The organism is Kitasatospora phosalacinea, from assembly GCF_030268885.1.
In the GTDB taxonomy this organism is placed as follows: Bacteria; Actinomycetota; Actinomycetes; order Streptomycetales; family Streptomycetaceae; genus Kitasatospora; species Kitasatospora phosalacinea_C.
In genome coordinates, this window is sequence record NZ_BSSA01000009.1 from 227,880 (window position 1) to 244,759 (window position 16,880).

Genomic DNA, 16,880 nt, shown 5'->3' on the forward strand with positions numbered 1-16,880 from the left:
ACCCGGCCGCCCGAGGGCCGGGGCCCGCGGCCGGTCAGGACCCCTCCGGGGCCCAGGCCCCGACGCCCAGCCGCCCCGTCGTTCCCAGGTCCAGCTCCGGCGTCACCGTCACGGCCGCCGCGCCCGGCGTCGCCCGCACCCGCACGTACGGGGCGTTCACCGGGTCGGACGAGGCGTCGTTCGTGTTGCGCCACACCAGCGCCGAACCGGCCTTCCCGCCCGGCGGGACGGTGAAGCGGCGCGGCGGCGCGTCCGCGCCCGTGCCCGTCGCGATCGCCGCCCCGCCCTCCAGCACCTGCACCGACGCCACCGGGGCGTGCGCCTCGTCCAGCACCTGCACCTGCGGGTAGCCGTTCAGCACCACGTCCGCCGTCCCGCAGTTCTCCAGGTGCAGCCCCACCACCCGCAGCCCCATCGCCGCGTCCCCCCGGTCCGCGTACACCCGCACCCCCGACGCCGGACACGCCCCGCCCGCCGACGGGGCCTCCGCCGTCGGCACGCTGCGCACCTTCAGCACCTTCACCCCCGGCACCGCCCGGGCGGAGCCCGACGGGCCCGCGGAGCGCGGCAGCACGCCGTCCGGCGCCTGCCGGAAGCTCGGTGCCGCACCGACCGGCAGGTCCGGCTGCACCGGGGCGCCGGTCAGCGGGAGCCGCCCGCGCACCGACGCCCCCGGGGCCAGCCCCGGCTGCACCGCCGACAGGTTGTCCGCCAGCCGTGCCCCGCTGCCCGACCACCCGAACAGCACCGACACGTCGGCGGCCTCCGCCCCCCGGTTGGTCACCTCGTACTCCAGGCAGTCCGCGTTCACCGCCACGATCCGCACCCCGTCCCGCACCCACCCCTCCGGGGCCGCGCCCGGCGCCGCCCCGCAGGGCCCCGCGCTCCCCGAGGCCGCCGGGGCCCCCGCGCTCCCCGCCACCGTCGAGGACCCGCAGCCCACGACCGCCCCCGCGGCCACCACGACGCCCACACCCACCCGAACCGCCCGCATCAGAACCATCCGGAGAGTCGATCACGAACCGCCCCCGTCGACCGTGACCCGGATCACGCCGCGCGCAACAGCCCTGCAACGGTCGCGCGCTGCCCGCCCGTCAGGCGCGGGCCGGCGCAACTCCGGCGCTCCGTCGGCAGGGCCGCGCCGCTGCCATCCAACAGCCTTCCCGGGAAAGGTGGTTGATCGACTCCCGGTCGCTGCACGGCAGTTCGGGGCCGGACCGGCACCCGGGCCGCGCCGCCCCCGTCCCCGTCCCCGTTCAGAACGGCAACGAGTGCAGTCGGACCGCCCCGCCCTCCGGCCAGAGCGCCCCCGGCACCAGTCCGGTCCACATCGCCCCGAGCCGGACCGCCTCCGGCCCCTCCGGCTGCTCGGCCGTCACCGGGCCGGGCAGCGCCGTCCACCCCAGACGCGCGTACAGCGGGGCCCGGTCCGGCAGGCAGAACAGCATCGCCAACTCCAGCCCGTCGGCCCGCGCCGCGTCCAGCGCCGCCGCGACCACGGCCCGCGCCAGCCCGTGCCCGCGCCAGCGTGGCGCGACCAGCACCCCGCCGATCCCCGCCACCTCGAAGCGCCGCCCGCCGACCTCCACCGGCGCCACCACCGACCCGGCGTGGGCGACCACCCGGCCGTCCAGGAGCACCCCGAAGTGCCGGTCCTTCGGGCGCCAGGTGCCCCCGACCGCCGCCACCTCGAACGGGTCCGCCGACTCGCCCAACTCCTGCAGCGCGGGCCAACCGCCCCACTCCGCCAACTCGACCGCCGCCGCGAACTCCTGCTGCTCCGTCATCGCCCCGCCCCGTCCCGCGTCCGTGCCCGTCCGTGCCGATCGCCGGTCATCCTAGGGCTCCGCCCGGTCAGTCCTTCGGCGGCGCGGTGCTCTCCCGCACGGTGAGGGTGGTCGCGATCCCCGGCCCGGTCCGGGGGCGGCGTGCGGGTCAGCAGTCGCAGCCGCACCCGTCACATCCGTCGCAGCAGTCGCAGCTGCTGCAGCACCCGTCGTCACCGCAGCAGTCGCAGCACCCGTCGCACCCGCTGCAGTCGCAGTCGCAGTCGTGGCGCTGGCAGAAGCCCTCGCGCCGCTCGCGCGAGAACGGGTCGTCGTGGTCGCAGCACAGCAGCTGGCAGGTGCAGGCCATCGCCATCCACACCGCGCAGCCCGGGATCAGCGAACGGGGCCGCTTCGGCTTCGTGAAGTCGCGCGAGTGGTCCGGGGGTGACGGGGCGTGCGGGTCGGTGCCGGGCGGGGAGGCGTGGGCGGTGGCGTTGGCGCAGGCGTGGTGGCGGCCGCGGCGTCCGAAGACCCGGTCCACCGCCTCCCCGGTCTCGTGCGCGAGCAGCCGGTGCACGAGGGCCCGGTCGGTGAACTCGACCTCCTCCAGGGCGAGTCGGATGCCGTGGACGGCGTCGCGGCAGAGCCGTTCGGCTTCGGCCCGGGTGGTGCCGGTGACGGTGAGCGGGTTCCAGAGCCCGCGGGCCTCGTCCTCGGCGCGGTCCTCGGCGGCGTCGAGGAGGTGGGCGAGGCGCCCGAAGAGGCGTCCGGCCTCGGCGAGCGCCCGCGCGTTGTGCGGGCGCCCGCCGAGGACCGCGGTGTGGGCGAACGCGGCGGCGGTGGCCTCCTCGGTGGGCGCGGTGGCCAGCAGCAGCGGCCCGCCCGCGGTGACGGCGGACTCGGCGTCCTGCTGGCGCGCGGCGGCGGTCAGCAGGACGCCGGTGTCGAAGCCGACGACGGCGGCGCTGCCCGCGCTCTGCCGGTCCCAGCGCCGGGCCACCCGCCGCGCCCCGGCGGCGACGGGGCGGCGGGCGAAGAGGCCGTCGCCGTCCTGGACGTGGTCGCGGACCTTCACGGAGGCGAGCGCCAGTGACACGGCCGCGGCCAGCCGGGCGCCCTCGCCGCGGGCCACCGGGGCGGTGCGCATGCCGCGCAGCGGGCAGGGCCCGGCGGTGCGCCGGTCCGCGGACTCCGACGACTGGGCCTCGACCAGGACGGAGATCACCAGGCCGTCGTAGTTGGTGGCCGTCCGCGCCAACTGCCCGTGGTCGTCCCGCAGGGCGAGGCAGAGACCGCACAGGTGGGCCGTCCAGGAGGCGTGCAGGCGCTCCGAGAGCCGATGCCGACACGGCCTGATGATTCCGAACACGCCCGCCCCTTCCGTCCCCGCCCACCCGCTGTGACCGGCGGCCATCCTAGTGACGCGGTGCCCGCGCCGGAGGTTCCCGGCCGGGTTCAGCGGTGCTGCGGCACGTCCAGGGCGAAGTGGAAGGCCACCACCGACATCCGCCGCGCGTGGTAGAAGCGGTGCGCACCCTGGTTGACCACGCCGGAGTCCAACTCCACCCGGGCGCAGCCGGACCGGGCCGCCCGCTGCTCCAGCTCGGCCATCAGCCAGGCGCCGACGCCGTGCGAGCGGAGCGCGGGATCGGTCACCAGGTCGTCGACGAACAGCACCCGGCCCCGGCTGGTCGCCAGCGTCCGGTGGGTCGCCACGCCCACGCAACGGCCCTTCCCGGCCGCGGAGTTGTCGTAGGCCGCGGTGAACACCAGCCCCTGGCCCGCCGCTTCGGTGGCGAACGCGGTGAAACCGGGCCCGGTCAGGGCGGGGCGCAGGGAGCGGATCAGGGGCTCAACGTCCCGGGCCAGTACCGGACTTGGCACGTCCACGTCCTTCGCGATCAGTTCCATCCGGCCATTGTTCACCGCGCCGGACGGCTTCCGCACCCGGGTACCGCATCCTGGTGGGCGGCCGCCCTCAGGGGGCGAAGGAGCCGTCCGGGCCGCCGGTGCACAGCAGGCCGGCGGGGGAGGAGAGCTGCCAGGGGTGGGCCGGGCCGCCGGGGGCCGGGTCGGGGGCGACGGCGAGGACGTGGCCGGTGTCGAAGGCGAGGTGCAGGCCGCCGGCCGGGGTGACGGCGGTCGCGGTGATGACCGCGTCCGCGAGCCGCCCGAGCGCACCGGAGGGGGAGAGGCCGAGCGCGGGGTAGAAGTGCTCGACCTCCGTGCCGTGCCGCAGCCGGAAGTCGTTCTCGACCGTCAGCAGCAACTCGCCGTCCAGGTGCAGCAGCAGCCGGTTGCCGCCGCCGAGCGACCGCACCGCACGACCGTCCAGTTCGGACCCGATCGACCGAGCCACCCCGTACCTCCCGATCCTCGCGCCGCACCGGCGGACACCGTCCCGACCTGCCCATTCATACCCGGCGCGACCCCCGGTACCCGCCGCGAACCGCCGACCGGACCGGAGCGGGACCGGAGCGCCGCCCGGACGGGAGGGGCTCAGGCCGGGTTCGCCGCGGGCGCGCCGTCCACCAGTTCCGCCGGTCCGGCGGTCGGCGGCAGGGCGCGCACCGCCAGGCAGGCCGCCAGCCGCCGGGCCGCGGGCGGGGTCAGGACCCGGGCGGCGTCCTGCGGGGCGAACAGCCGCCACTCGGCGATCTCCTCCTCCTGGACGCGGACCGCCGCCAGCAGGTCCGGCCCGGCCGTCCCGCCGTCGTACACCAGCGTCAGGTGCGGCTGTTCCCCCGCGCGGCCGGTCACCCAGTCGACGCCGAGCAGCCGCCCCGGCCCGCGCCGCCAGCCCAGCTCCTCCAGGGCCTCGCGCCGGGCGCCCTCCCGGGGCAGCTCCCGGTCCGCCTCGACCGACCCGCCGGGCAGCACCCAGGGCGACTCGCCCCGCCACGGCTGCAACCGCACCAGCAGCACCCGCCCGTCCGGGTCGGTGAACAGCATCCTGGCCTTGGCCCGGAGCCGCGGGCGGCTGGCGTAGTACGTCGGCCTGTCCATCGGCGGTGGCGGCGCGTCCCGCCCGGCGGCGGGCGGCAGCAGCCCGGCCAGCGCGGCCGCGCCGAGGTACGCGGGGGCGAGGCGCGGCGGCAGGTGCAGGGCCGAGTGGCCGACGGGGAGGCCGTCCGCGAGCTCCAGCGGCGCGGCCGAGCGCGGGGCCCGCAGGCAGGCGCCCATCCGGCGCGACAGCAGCGGCGGCACGGCCGACAGCAGCAGGTCGGTCGGCAGGTGGACGATCGCGTCCAGCTCCGCGGTCTCCAGCCGGACGGCGGCCCGCTGCTCGGCGGTCAGCGGTTCGGCCCAGTACAGGAAGGCCGCGATCGGCGGCCGGTGGTGGTCCCGCGACCAGTCCAGGCAGGCGAGTTCGCGCAGGACGGGCGTGACGCCAAGCTCCTCGCGGATCTCCCGGACGGCGGTGTGCCGGGGCGAGGGGTCCGCCGCATCCCAGCCGCCGCCGGGCACCGCGATCGGGTGCTTGCTCCGGTACGAGGTCCGCACCACGAGCACCCGGCCGTCCTCGTCGGGGAACAGCACCCCCGCCGCCGCCATGATCTCCCGCCCGCTCAACCCGACCCCCTCGCCCGTCTCCGCCCGCTCCCGCCCAGCATGCCCCACCCCGCCCCCGCGCCACCGCACCCCGTACGAACCGGTGGCGGAACGGCGACGGGCCCGTGACGGACCGGGAAGGTCGCCACGGGCCCGCGGCCCGGCGCGTCACGGCCCGTCGCGGGCCCGCCGCGGCCGGTGGCGGCCGACGCGCCGTCAGGCGTTCGCCGGAGCCTCCAGTAGCTGCGCGTACGGCGCGAGCTTGCGGATCGACTCGATGTTCTTCAGGCACTGCTCGCGGGACTCCTCCGGCTCGCCGGTCACCACGACCGAACCGTTGCTCGCCTTGAGGCGGAAGCGGTGGTTGCCCGACTCGTCCACGTACAGCTCGAACTTCCCAGCCATCGAAATGCACACCTCTCACTCGGGTAGCCCCCCGACGGCCAACGTAGGGTCAACTCCCGCTCCGCGCCTCCCGGATGTGCCGTTCGAGTGCGCCCGTGGCGCGGCCTGGACCGGGCGGGAGGCGTGGCGGCCCGCGAGGGGACACGCATTCCGCCCGGCCGCAACCCCCCGAAAGGGTCGTTCTTCTCCGGTGAATCCGGCGGAGACACGGAAGTGCCGTTTTCTGCAAATCCGCCGCGGGCACAACTCCCGCCCGCCTGCAACGGTTTCGGCGAAGAAAATCGATTCTTGACAGCCTTGCGGCGCCTTCCTATATTTCGTTCGGCGAATTCCCGGTGCCGAAAAACATTCCCGTAGTGCCGCTGATCTGGAGAAGCCTGGTGTCGAACGTCAACGATCCCGCCGTGCGCGCCGTCGAGACGGAGCGGGATCGCGTGTCCGCCCTGTACGGGCTGCTCGCCGAGCGGATCTCCGCGGCGCGGGCGGAGCGGGCGGCCCTGCTGGGGGCGCCGGCGGGGAGCGCCGGTGAGGCGCGCGAGCGGGAGGACCTCGTCGAGCGGTGGGGGAAGGAGATCGGTCGGCTGGAGGGGGCCGAGCAGGGGCTGGTCTTCGGACGCATCGACCGGGCGGACGGCACGGTCCTGCGCATCGGGCGGATCGGGCTGCACACCGAGGAGGACGACCTGCCGCTGCTGGTGGACTGGCGGGCGAACGCCGCGCGGCCCTTCTACGAGGCGACACCGGTCCACCCGATGGGCCTGCGGCGGCGTCGGCACCTGCGCCTGGAGGGGCGCACCGTCGTCTCGGTGAGCGACGAACTGCTGGACGGGACCGTCCCGACCGACGACGACGTGGTGGGGGACGGCCCGCTGGTCGAGGCGCTGTCGGCCCGGCGCACGGGCCGGATGCACACGGCCGTGGCGACCCTGCAGGCCGAGCAGGACGCGATCGTCCGCTCCCCCCACCGGGGGGTGACCGTGGTGCAGGGCGGGCCCGGCACCGGGAAGACGGTGGTGGCCCTGCACCGGGCGGCCTACGTCCTGTACGCGTTCCCGCGCGCCACCGAGCAGGGCGTCCTGGTGGTGGGCCCGAACGCCCGGTTCCTCGACTACATCTCCCGGGTCCTCCCCTCGCTCGGGGAGAACGACGTCGTGCTGGCGACCTGCCGGGAGCTGGCCGGAGTGCCCGCCGGCGCGGACCCGGACACGGCCGCGGACCCGGACACGGCCGCGGCGGACCCGTTCGACACGGCGCGGCTCAAGGGCGGTGGCGACCTCGCCGACGCCCTGGCCGCCCTGCTGCGCGTCCACCAGGCCCCCGCCGGCGGCTTCGCGGTGCGGGTCGGCCGGGAACCGGTCCGCCTGCCCGCCGCGGAGGTGGCCGCGGCCCGCGACGCCGCCCTGGCCGCCGTACCGGGGCACAACCCCGCGCGCGAGGTGTTCAGGGAACTCCTGGTCGACGCCGTCGTTGACGCGCTGCAACGGGACATGGGCGACCTCCTGGAGCGGATCGACGCCGAGGCCGAACTGCTGACGGGCCTCGACCTCGACCGGTTCACGGGAGCCGCCGGGCACCGCGTCGAGGGCGCGGCCGACCCGGGGCCGGCCCACGAACTGGACCTGGACGCCGTCCGGGCCGAACTCCTCGACGACGCCGCCGTCGACCGGGCGGTCGAGGCGCTGTGGCCGCGGCTGACGCCCGGCGACCTGGTGCGGGCGCTCCTGACGGACGCCGACGCCCTCGCCACCCACCTGCCCGGCCTGACCGCGCCGGAGCGGGCCCTCCTGCTGCGCGGCCCCGACGCCCCGTGGACCGACGCCGACGCGCCGCTGCTGGACGAGGCGGCGAGCCTGGTCGACGGCCCGCCCGAGCGGACGTACGGGCACGTCGTCGTCGACGAGGCGCAGGAACTGACCGCCATGCAGTGGCGGATGATCGTCCGCCGCTGCCCGGCCAGGGCGATGACGCTGGTGGGCGACTTCGCCCAGGCGGGCCCGGTCGCGACGGCACGCGACTGGAAGGAGGCCCTGGGCCCCCACGTCGGACCGCGCTTCAGACTGCACCACCTGACGGTCAGTTACCGCACCACGCAGGAGATCCTGGAGAGCGTCCGGGACCTGCTCGCCCGGATCGCCCCCGACCAGCAGCCCACCCGCTCGCTGCGCAGCGGCGAGCACCCCCGCACCGTGACCGCGCCCCCGGACGGGGCGGCCGACGCCGTCGCCCGCGAACTCCGCGCCCAGCGCACCGCGCACCCGGGCGAACTCCTGGCGGTGGTCTGCGCGGACGCCCGGGTGGGCGAACTGACGGCCCGCGGCCTCGCGCGCCACGCCCGCATCGTGCCGGCCTCCGAGGCCCGGGGCCTGGAGTTCGACGGCGTCGTCGTCCTCGAGCCCGAGGAGATCGTCACCGCCCGCCCCGGCGGGGAGCGGGACCTCTACGTGGCCCTCACCCGGGCCACCAAGCGCCTGTGCACCGTCACCACCGCCCCGGCCTAAAGGCTGTCCCGTACAGGTTCGGTACTTACAAGGAAGGAGGACGATGTGGGATTCACCATCGAGCTTCGACGTGTTGTGTCCAAGGCGCGCACGGGGCGGGTTGCGGGTACCGGGCCGGCTCTTGGAGTCATTGAACGGATCGTGGAGGATGGCGAGCTGCACGCCGCGGTGAAGCGCCTGGGCGTCTACCGGCTTCCTACTCTCGCCGGACTGGATCCGTACAGGAACACGACCCTGCGCGCCACGGCAGTCGATGAGATGGTGGGCGAGATCGAGCGGTCCGGTCTCGAAGGCCTGCAAGGCGTCGAACGCGAAGTGCTCGCGACTCTGTTGGAGTGGGGTCGCCGCTGCCGGGGGGACCGTGCCTTGGTGATCGGCTTCGTTGGTGACTGAAGGCCAACTTTCACCCGATCAGGGCGAGGCTGTGGAGGCGGGCGATGCCGAGCACGGCCTGATGGACACCGGGCCCGCGTAGGCGGCAGTCACGGAGGATCTTCCAGTTCTTCATGCGGGAGAAAACGTGCTCGACTCGGGCTCGTGCCCGTCGGTGGACGGCGTTGTCGGCTTCCTGCTGAGGCATCAGGTGTTCTTGGCCGCGACGTCGGCGGTGTGGCATGAGAACCCCTGTGCCTTGATAGCCGCCGTCGGCCAGTACGGGTGTGTCGCGGCAGGCCCGGTCGATGCCGGATTCGGTGAAGGCCCGGCAGTCGTTGCGGTTGCCAGGCAGCGGGAGACCGACAGCGACGACGAGCCTGCTGTTGGCGTCGATCACGACCTGGTGGTTGGTGGAGTAACGGTAGTTCTTGCTGGAAGCTGCGACCGTCCGGTCGCGGGTGGGCACCAGGGTGCCGTCCACGATGAGCACGGTGTTTTTGCGAGGCCGGCGCGCGGGTGCGATCGCCAGCAAGGGCGCGAGATGGTCCAGCACACGGTCGGCGGCGGACTTCGAGATCCCGAACAGCGGGGCGACCTGGCGCAACGTCAGGTTCGTCCGCCAATACGTCGCCACAAGCAACACACGGTCCTCCAGCGAAAGCCGCCACGGCCGACCTCGCCACACATCGCCACCACGGCGGCGGACCAGCGCAACCAGCTTGCCGAACTGCGACTCGCTCAACCTCGAAAACGGCTCGATCCACTTCGGATCACTCGCCGAGATCACCCCACCCATGCCATGACCAACGCACCAACCCCACAGCAGTTACGGGACAGCCTCTAAAGGTTGTTCCGTAAGGCTGGGATCGGGGCATTTCTCCTGTATGGGTGGGGTGCTGAGGGTTGAGCCGTTGTGGGTGGAGACGTTCACCGGGCTGCGGATGCGGCAGTTCGAAGGCCTGGTGAAGGTGGTGCGGGAGCGGGGCGGCAACGGGCCCGGTGGGGGCAGGCCCTGGTGTCTGCCGTTGGCGGAGCGGGTGCTGCTGGTGGCGGTGTACTACCGGACGAACCTGACGATGCGGCAGTTGGCGCCGCTGTTCGGCGTCTCGACGGCAACGGTGTGCCGCGTCGTGCAGCGCCTGGGCCCGCTGCTGGCGCTGGAGCCTGTGCGGCGGCCGGCTCCGGGCGTCGAGCGGTTGTGGATCGTGGACGGCACCCTCATCCCGGTCCGCGACCGCGGCGTGGGCGCGGCCAGCCGCAACTACCGGTTCTCGGCTAACGTGCAGGTCGTCATCGACGCGGACACCCGCCTCGTGGTCGCCACCGCCCGCCCGGCCCCGGGCAACAAGGCCGACGCCCACGTCTGGCGGGCCTCCGACCTGCCCGCGCGGTGCGCGGAAGCCACGGTCCTGGCGGACGGCGCCTACATCAACACCGGCCTGGTGGTCCCGCACCGCAGACGCGCGGGCCGCCCCCTGCTGCGGGCCCAGGAGGAGGACAACGCCGAACACCGACGCGTGCGCGCCCGCGTCGAGCACACCTTCGCCCGCATGAAGAACTACAAGATCCTCCGCGACTGCCGACAGAAGAACGACGGCCTGCACCACGCGGTGCAGGCCGTCGCCCACATGCACAACCTCGCCCTGACCGGATGAAACACCAGGTCAGAGCGCACTCAAGCCCGCCCTGCCACCACCTTCTGCAACAACCTTTAGGCACCCGGGCGGTGGACGGTCAGTTCGCCGTACGCCGACAGGGCCGCGGACAGGTCGCCGGGCTCGTGCCGCAGGGTGGCGTCCAGGAAGGCGAGGGTGGCCGCGGCCGTCCGGCGCGGGCCGTCGGTGCGGCCGAGGGAACCGACCAGGGAGGGGACGGGCGGCAGGTAGAGCGGGGCGTCGGTGAAGGTGAGGTGGGCGGCGCCGGGGACGGTGAGGCGGTAGCCGGTCGCGGTGCCGAGCGCGAGCACCCCGGTCAGGCGCGGCAGGTAGCGCGGGTCGGTGGCCGGGCCGAGCTCCTGGGTGAGGGCCAGGACCGGCTGCGGGAAGGGGCGCGGGTCGGGGTCGCGCGGGTAGCCGTCCAGGTCGACGACGGCGGCGAAGCGGTGGTCCCGGCGGGCGGCCCACAGGGCGGCGGCCCCGCCGAGGGAGTGGCCGGTCACCGCGGCCCGGCCGGTGTCCAGGCGCCCGGCCAGCGGGTCGCCGCCCTCGCCCCGGTCCAGGGCGCCCAGCCGGGTCAGGACGAAGCCCAGGTCCGCGGCCCGGACGTCCGCCGCCTCGACGGCCCGCGCCTCGTCCGCGGCGTCGTCGCCGGTGGAGGCGACCCGGGTGTCGACGGTGCGGCCGTCGGCGAGGACCACGGCCGCCGAGTCGTACGGGTGGTCCAGGGCCGCGACCAGGTAGCCGTGGCTGGCGAGCTCCTCCGCCCAGGCGGTGTTCTGCGTCCGCACGCCGCCCAGCCCGGGGGAGAACAGCACCACCGGGAAGCGCCCCCCGTCGCGGGCCACCGGCGCGTCCGCCACCGCCCGGCTGCGGGCCGACGGGACGCCGTCGACCAGGAACGCGGGCAGACCGGCGTAGCGGGCCAGCGCCGCGGAGACGGTGCGCGCCTCCTGCTCGGTGCGGCCGAGGTACCGGGCGCGCCGGGCGTCCGCGGGGGCGTCCTGCGCCGGGTACCAGAGCTGCACCACGACGGTGCGCCGGTCCGCGGGGTCGGGCGTGGCGGTCTCGGGGCGTTCCGGGTCGGTCCACTGCACCACCCTCGTCCCGACCGCGAACCGGCCCGTCGGCGCGGGGAAGTCCGGTACGGGGAACGCCCAGGCCGCCAACGGCCCCGCGGCCAGCAGCCCGGCACAGGCCAGTGACCCCGGCAGCGCCACCCACCACCGGGCCCGCCGCACCCGCCGACCCACCCGCCCCCGCACCAGCGGGACGACAGCGAACGGCAGCACCAGCGCGGCCCCCGCCAGCACCGGCCACAGCTGCCAGCGCACCCCCGTCACCCCCAGCGCGCCCGCCGACAGCACGCACAGCGCCCCCGCCGCGACCGTCACCGGCGGCCGGGCGGCGGGCGGGAGCCAGCGCGCCACCACCAGGGCGAGGGCGCTCAGCAGGACGAGGAACTCCAGGGGGGACAGCTGCGGTCCCGTCACGATCTCGGTCACCCGGCCATCGTCGGCGGGCGGCCCGCGCCGCCACATCGCCCCGCGGTCGCCATCCGCCCGCCGTCCGCTCCGCTCCCGGTCGCAGCCCCGCCCGCCGCACCACCCTCCGCCCTGCGACCCGGGGAGGTGACCGCCCTCCTCCTGCGGTCGTACCCCGGTCCGGCCCGCTCCGACGCCGGGCCCATGCGCGGCCCCCGGCCCACCGCCTACCGTGGCAGGACGGCGCCCGTGCAGGGGGCGCGGAGGACGACGGACCGACGACGAGGACGGGGGAACGTGCACGGCACGGCCGGACAGCTCGCGGGAACCGGCGGCACCCGCCCGCCGCGCGAGCACGAGCGCGGTCGGGCCCGGCTGCCGCGCGCGGCGGCGGAGGCGCTGCTGCCGGTGCTGCTCCTGCTGCACGTCGCGACCACCTACCCGCCGGGGGAGCGGCCGGTGGCCGCTGCGCTCACGGTGGCGCTGGTGCTGCCGCTGCCGTGGCGGCGCCGGGCCCCGCGGACGGTGTTCGGGGCGGTGGCGGCCGCGGCCTCCGTCCAGTGGCTGCTGGACGTCCAACTGCCCGCGGACGTCGCCCTGTTGGTGGCGCTGTACGCGGTGGCCGGGTACGCGGGGCGGCGGGCCGCGGCGGTCGCGGGGGCGGTGGTGGTGGGCGGTGCGCTGCTGGCCTGCCTGCGCTGGTCGGCGGGCGGGTCCTTCCCGGTGCTCTTCGTCGCGGTGACCGCGACCGCCCTGGTCGCCGCCCTGCTCGGGGTGAACGCGCGGACCGCACGCGCCCACCTCGCGGTGCTGCGGGAGCGGGCCGAGCGGCTGGAGCAGCAGCAGGAGCAGCAGGCCAGGCTGGCCGTCGCCGAGGAGCGGGCGCGGATCGCCCGCGAGGTGCACGACATCGTCAGCCACAACCTGTCCGTGATGGTCGCGCTGACCGACGCGGCCGTCCTCGCCCAGCCCCGCTCGCCGGAGCGGGCCACCGCCGTGATGCTGCGGGCCGCCGAGACCGGACGGCAGGCGCTGACCGACATGCGGCGCTCGCTGGGCGTGCTGCGGGCCGGGGCGCCGGGCGCGGAGCCGGGTGCCGAGTCGCGTGACGAGCCGGGCGCGGAGCCGGGTGCCGAGTCGCGTGACGAGCCGGGTGCGGAGCCGGGGGCGGAGCGCCATCCGCCGCCCGGCATCGGCCAGTTGGCCGCCCTGGCCGAGCGGATGTCCGCCGCCGGGCTGCCGACCCGCCTCGAACTCCGCGGCGACCCCGGGCGCGTCCCGGCGACCGTGCAGCTGACCGTCCACCGCCTGGTGCAGGAAGCCCTGACCAACACCTTCAAGCACGCGCCCTCCGGCACCCGCGCCGAGGTCCGGGTGCACTGCGCGCCCGGGGCCGTCACGGTCGACGTCACCGACGACGGCCCCGCCACCGTCACGCCCGGTCGCCCCGGCAGCCCCGGCGGCACCGGCCACGGCCTGCCCGGCATGCGCGAACGCGCCGCCGCCCACGGGGGCGAGCTGCGGGTCGGGCCGCTCCCGGGCGGCGGCTGGGGCGTGCACGCCCGCCTCGCCCTCGACGACGGCCTCGACGGCATCCTCGACGACGGCGCGGAGGCTGGCGCATGACGATCCGGATCCTGGTCGCCGACGACGAGGCGCTGCTCCGGCTGGCCTTCGGCACGATCCTGGACGCCCAGCCCGACATGATCCCGGTCGGCGAGGCCGCGGACGGCGCCGAGGCCGTCCGGCTGGCCCGCGAGCTGCGGCCCGACGTCGTGCTGATGGACGTCCGGATGCCCGGCACCGACGGCATCGAGGCGACCCGGCAGCTGCTGCGGGCCGCCCCGGGCAGCCGGGTGCTGGTGCTCACCACCTTCGACCTCGACACGTACGCGTACGCCGCGCTGGCCGCCGGGGCCTCCGGCTTCCTGCTGAAGAACACCCGGCCGGAGGAGCTGCTCGCCGCGGTGCGCAACGTCGCCGCGGGCGACGCGGCGCTCTCCCCGCGGGTCACCCGCCTGCTGCTGGAGAACGCCCGCCCGCACCTGCCCGACCCCGGGGCCCCCGGCCCGGACCCGCGGCTGCGGCGCCTCACCCCGCGCGAGCACGAGGTGCTCGTCCAGGTGGGCCGCGGCCTGTCCAACGGCGAGATCGCGGACGTCCTGCATCTCGCCGAGGCCACCGTGAAGTCCCACCTGGGGCGGGTCCTGCAGAAGCTCGAACTCCGCGACCGGATCCAGGCGGTGGTCCTCGCCCACCACAACCGCCTCGTTCCCCCGGCCCGGTGACGCCCCGCCGGGCGGCGCGCGTCGTACGCTCGACCGGGGCGGGGCCGCATCGGGGGGACCGACCGGGAGGAGACCCGTGGCACAGACCGTCGACCCGTCCGCCGAGGCGACCGCAGCGTCGTCCGCCGACCCGTCCGCCGAGCTGTACGCGGAACTGGACCGCCGCAGCGCGGCCGCCGCCGAGCAGGTGATCGCCTGGCGCCGCCACCTGCACCGCCACCCCGAGCTGTCCAACCGGGAGAGCGCCACGGCCGCGCTGATCGCCGAGCAGCTGGCCGCGCTCGGCCTGGACGAGGTCCGCACCGGCATCGCCGGGCACGGCGTGGTCGGGGTGCTGCGCGGCGGTCGGCGCGGCGAGCGGGTGGTGGCACTGCGGGCCGACACCGACGCACTGCCGGTGGTCGACCTGTGCGGTGCCGACTTCGCCTCCTCGACCGTGGACCGCGACTACCCGGGCGGCCCGTTCCCGGTCTCGCACGCCTGCGGCCACGACGGTCACACCGCGATGCTGCTCGGCGCCGCGACCGTCCTCGCCGGGGTGCGCGAGCGGCTGCCCGGCACCGTGCTGTTCGTGTTCCAACCGGCCGAGGAGGGGCCGCCGGTCGGCGAAACCGGAGGGGCCCGCCGGATGCTCGCCGAACACGCCCTCGCCGACCCCGAACCCACCATGGTGTTCGGCATGCACCTCACCCCGCTCCCCAAGGGCCACGTCGGCTACCGGGCCGGGAACCAGTACGCCGCCTCCTGCCTGGTCAAGATCACCGTGACCGGCCGCCAGGTGCACGGCTCCACCCCCTGGCAGGGCGTCGACCCGATGCCGCCCGCCGCCGCGATCGTGACCGGCATCGGCCAGCTCTACCGCCAGCTCGACGCCTACCACCCCGTCACCGTCAGCATCGGCCACGTCGAGGACGTCGGCCGCTTCAACATCATCGGCGAGCACGTCACCCTCTGGGGCACCGTCCGCTGCGCGATCGAGTCCGACATGGCCGAGGTCCAGCAGCGCCTGACCCGCCTCGCCGAGCGCACCGCCGAGGCGTACGGCTGCACCGCCACCGTCGAACACCTGCAGGACGTCCCCGCCGTCAACAACCGCCGGGAGTGGCTGGACGCCGCCCTGCCCTCCCTGCGCCGGGTGGTCGGCGCGGACCGCGTCCTGGAGACCTCCGCCACCCTCGGCTACGACGACGTCTCCGAGTTCGTCAACGCCCACGGCGGCCTGTACGTCATGCTCGGCGCCCAGGACACCGAGCTCGACGCCGCGGGCACCCCCGTCCCCACCCCCGGCGGCCGCGGCCTCGTCCCCAACCACAACCCGCGCTTCTACCTCGACGACGACACCCTCCCGGTGGGCGTCCGGCTGCACGCCCACCTCGCCGTCGACCACCTGAGCGGTCGCCTGCTCCCGGTTGCCGACTCCTGAAACGCCTTGGACAGCAGGGGAGTTCACCTGCTGCAATGGGAGCCGGCCGCCGCCGCGAACCGGGAGGGCGAGGATGGACGACGTCACGCTGCGCCTGTCGGTGCGCGACCTCGCCGAGGCCGACCTGCCCTCCTGCGGCTGGGCCGGCTCGCCCAGGCACGTGCGCGAACTCGTCCACCAGATCCGCCGCGCCGAGGCCGGCGAGGTCGACTACCTGGCGGTGTGCACCCCGGTCGGCCTCCCCGTCGCGGTCGGCGGCGTCGACTACGTGCCCGCGCCCGGCGCGGGCACGCTCTGGCAGCTCGGCGTCCACCCGGCCCTGCAGTCCTGCGGCATCGGCACCCTCCTGATCCGCGCCGCCGAGCACCGCATCACCGCCCGCGGCCTCACCGTCGCCGAGCTCGCCGTCGAGGACACCAACCCGCGCGCCCGCGCCCTCTACGAACGCCTCGGCTACCGCCCCTTCGGCCACGTCCCCGACGCCTGGGACGTCGAGGACGAGGACGGCACCCTCCGCTGGTACGAGACGGTCTGCACCCTGATGCGCAAGTCCCTGGCGTGACGGCTCCTCACACCCGGAACGCCTTGGCCACCGCCCGCCCGGACGACTCCGTCAAGCCCTCAACTCCCGCTCCAGCAGCGGCCGTTGACCGGCCAGCCAGGACTGCAGCCGGTCCCAGCGGACCCAGCCGCCGTACGCCTCGAAGTAACCGGTGAACGCGGTGTCCCCGGCGGCGACCCGGCGGGCGACGAAGGCGCGGCAGACCGCGGTGGCCTGCTCCAGGACGGACGGCAGGGCGAGGCGGTCGCCCGGCGGCAGGCCGTACGCGTCGGCGAACAGGACCAGCCGGTGCGGCACTTCGAGACGGGCGCGATCGGTCTCGGCGGCCGTCGTCGGGTCCAGCACCGGCACCCAGTAGCGGGCCGCCAGGGCGACGTCCCAGAGCGGGCGGCCGGGGGCGGCGAAGTCGAAGTCGATCAGCGCGGCGGCCCCGCCCGCGCGGAAGACCACGTTCTCCGCGCACACGTCGTTGTGGCACAGCAGCGGCCCGCCCTCCGGGTCCGCGAACTCCGTCGGCCAGTCGGCCGCCGGGTCGAACGGCGTCCGGGCGCTCGCCGCGTGCCAGCGGCGCAGCAGCCGGGCCACCGACACCAGCGCCTCCTCGCCCAGCGCCCACGCCGGGTACGGCGGCACCGCGACCTCCCCGGGCAGGAACTCCAGGCGCTCCCGGCCGTCCGCCACCGGCCCCAGCGGCACCGGCGCCCCCGCGAACCCGCCCGCCCGCAGCCGGGTCAGGAACCCGTGCAACGCCCCGGCGTGCGGGGGCGCGGGCCGCTCCACCGCGTCCCCGCGCCGCACCACGGCGCCCGCGTTCGCCAGCCCGCCGGTCAGCAGCTCCCGGTCGTCCATCCCCGATCCTCCTCCTCCGT

At 75.9% G+C, this 16,880-nt stretch carries 17 protein-coding genes; 7 read left to right on the forward strand and 10 right to left on the reverse strand.

All coding sequences use genetic code 11. The features are described 5' to 3' along the window. Positions 1 to 34: 34 nt before the first annotated feature. The 7 genes from QSK52_RS16080 to QSK52_RS16110 all read right to left on the reverse strand — a co-directional run bounded on the left by QSK52_RS16080 (position 35) and on the right by QSK52_RS16110 (position 5,726). Positions 35 to 838 carry a DUF4232 domain-containing protein gene (locus QSK52_RS16080; RefSeq protein ID WP_285736738.1) on the reverse strand — a complete coding sequence of 268 codons (804 nt, stop codon included), beginning with the start codon at positions 836 to 838 and terminating at the stop codon, positions 35 to 37. Between the two features lie 418 nt (positions 839 to 1,256). After that, positions 1,257 to 1,787 (reverse strand): GNAT family N-acetyltransferase, encoded by a 531-nt coding sequence (locus QSK52_RS16085; protein ID WP_285736739.1) that lies wholly within the window; start codon positions 1,785 to 1,787, stop codon positions 1,257 to 1,259. Positions 1,788 to 1,935: 148 nt separating this feature from the next. After that, entirely contained in the window at positions 1,936 to 3,138 is a 1,203-nt protein-coding gene (locus QSK52_RS16090; RefSeq protein WP_285736740.1) for a DUF5685 family protein, read from the reverse strand. A gap of 86 nt (positions 3,139 to 3,224) precedes the next feature. Beyond that, on the reverse strand, positions 3,225 to 3,680 hold the full coding sequence (locus tag QSK52_RS16095) for a GNAT family N-acetyltransferase (RefSeq protein WP_285736741.1): 456 nt from the start codon (positions 3,678 to 3,680) through the stop codon (positions 3,225 to 3,227). Between the two features lie 67 nt (positions 3,681 to 3,747). Beyond that, on the reverse strand, positions 3,748 to 4,128 hold the full coding sequence (locus QSK52_RS16100; RefSeq protein WP_285736742.1) for a DUF6188 family protein: 381 nt from the start codon (positions 4,126 to 4,128) through the stop codon (positions 3,748 to 3,750). Between the two features lie 140 nt (positions 4,129 to 4,268). After that, complete coding sequence (locus tag QSK52_RS16105) at positions 4,269 to 5,342, reverse strand: NUDIX hydrolase (RefSeq protein ID WP_285736743.1); 1,074 nt, start codon at positions 5,340 to 5,342, stop codon at positions 4,269 to 4,271. A gap of 195 nt (positions 5,343 to 5,537) precedes the next feature. Then, entirely contained in the window at positions 5,538 to 5,726 is a 189-nt protein-coding gene (locus QSK52_RS16110; RefSeq protein WP_033218853.1) for a YegP family protein, read from the reverse strand. Positions 5,727 to 6,106: 380 nt separating this feature from the next. Here QSK52_RS16110 and QSK52_RS16115 point away from each other — a divergent pair, with 380 nt between their 5' ends. Next, positions 6,107 to 8,224 carry a HelD family protein gene (locus QSK52_RS16115; RefSeq protein WP_435053265.1) on the forward strand — a complete coding sequence of 706 codons (2,118 nt, stop codon included), beginning with the start codon at positions 6,107 to 6,109 and terminating at the stop codon, positions 8,222 to 8,224. A 45-nt stretch (positions 8,225 to 8,269) separates the two neighbouring features. Beyond that, positions 8,270 to 8,617 carry a hypothetical protein gene (locus QSK52_RS16120; RefSeq protein ID WP_285736744.1) on the forward strand — a complete coding sequence of 116 codons (348 nt, stop codon included), beginning with the start codon at positions 8,270 to 8,272 and terminating at the stop codon, positions 8,615 to 8,617. Between the two features lie 10 nt (positions 8,618 to 8,627). On the opposite strand, the gene QSK52_RS16125 is transcribed toward QSK52_RS16120, so the two are convergent. After that, positions 8,628 to 9,395 carry a transposase gene (locus QSK52_RS16125; RefSeq protein WP_285736745.1) on the reverse strand — a complete coding sequence of 256 codons (768 nt, stop codon included), beginning with the start codon at positions 9,393 to 9,395 and terminating at the stop codon, positions 8,628 to 8,630. Positions 9,396 to 9,483: 88 nt separating this feature from the next. Between QSK52_RS16125 and QSK52_RS16130 the strand changes: the two genes are divergently transcribed. Further along, a complete protein-coding gene (locus QSK52_RS16130) occupies positions 9,484 to 10,254 on the forward strand; it encodes a transposase (RefSeq protein ID WP_285736746.1) in 771 nt (256 codons plus the stop codon). A 56-nt stretch (positions 10,255 to 10,310) separates the two neighbouring features. On the opposite strand, the gene QSK52_RS16135 is transcribed toward QSK52_RS16130, so the two are convergent. Continuing rightward, positions 10,311 to 11,759, reverse strand: a complete 1,449-nt coding sequence (locus QSK52_RS16135; protein WP_435053266.1) for an alpha/beta hydrolase family protein — start codon at positions 11,757 to 11,759, stop codon at positions 10,311 to 10,313. Positions 11,760 to 12,035: 276 nt separating this feature from the next. On the opposite strand from QSK52_RS16135, the gene QSK52_RS16140 reads away from it, so the two are divergent. The 4 genes from QSK52_RS16140 (at position 12,036) to QSK52_RS16155 (ending at position 16,011) form a co-directional block, all read left to right on the forward strand. Beyond that, positions 12,036 to 13,364: a sensor histidine kinase gene (locus QSK52_RS16140; protein WP_352230286.1), complete on the forward strand. Its 1,329-nt coding sequence runs from the start codon at positions 12,036 to 12,038 to the stop codon at positions 13,362 to 13,364. Next, positions 13,361 to 14,026 carry a response regulator gene (locus QSK52_RS16145; protein ID WP_285736748.1) on the forward strand — a complete coding sequence of 222 codons (666 nt, stop codon included), beginning with the start codon at positions 13,361 to 13,363 and terminating at the stop codon, positions 14,024 to 14,026. Before QSK52_RS16140 ends, QSK52_RS16145 begins: the two co-directional genes overlap by 4 nt. A 76-nt stretch (positions 14,027 to 14,102) precedes the next feature. Beyond that, the gene (locus QSK52_RS16150) at positions 14,103 to 15,449 is read left to right on the forward strand and encodes a M20 metallopeptidase family protein (RefSeq protein WP_285736749.1); all 1,347 of its coding nucleotides are present in this window, start codon (positions 14,103 to 14,105) and stop codon (positions 15,447 to 15,449) included. Positions 15,450 to 15,522: 73 nt separating this feature from the next. Further along, on the forward strand, positions 15,523 to 16,011 hold the full coding sequence (locus tag QSK52_RS16155; RefSeq protein WP_285736750.1) for a GNAT family N-acetyltransferase: 489 nt from the start codon (positions 15,523 to 15,525) through the stop codon (positions 16,009 to 16,011). A gap of 51 nt (positions 16,012 to 16,062) precedes the next feature. Here QSK52_RS16155 and QSK52_RS16160 read toward each other — a convergent pair whose 3' ends face one another. After that, the gene (locus QSK52_RS16160; RefSeq protein WP_285736751.1) at positions 16,063 to 16,860 is read right to left on the reverse strand and encodes a phosphotransferase; all 798 of its coding nucleotides are present in this window, start codon (positions 16,858 to 16,860) and stop codon (positions 16,063 to 16,065) included. Positions 16,861 to 16,880 lie beyond the last annotated feature (20 nt).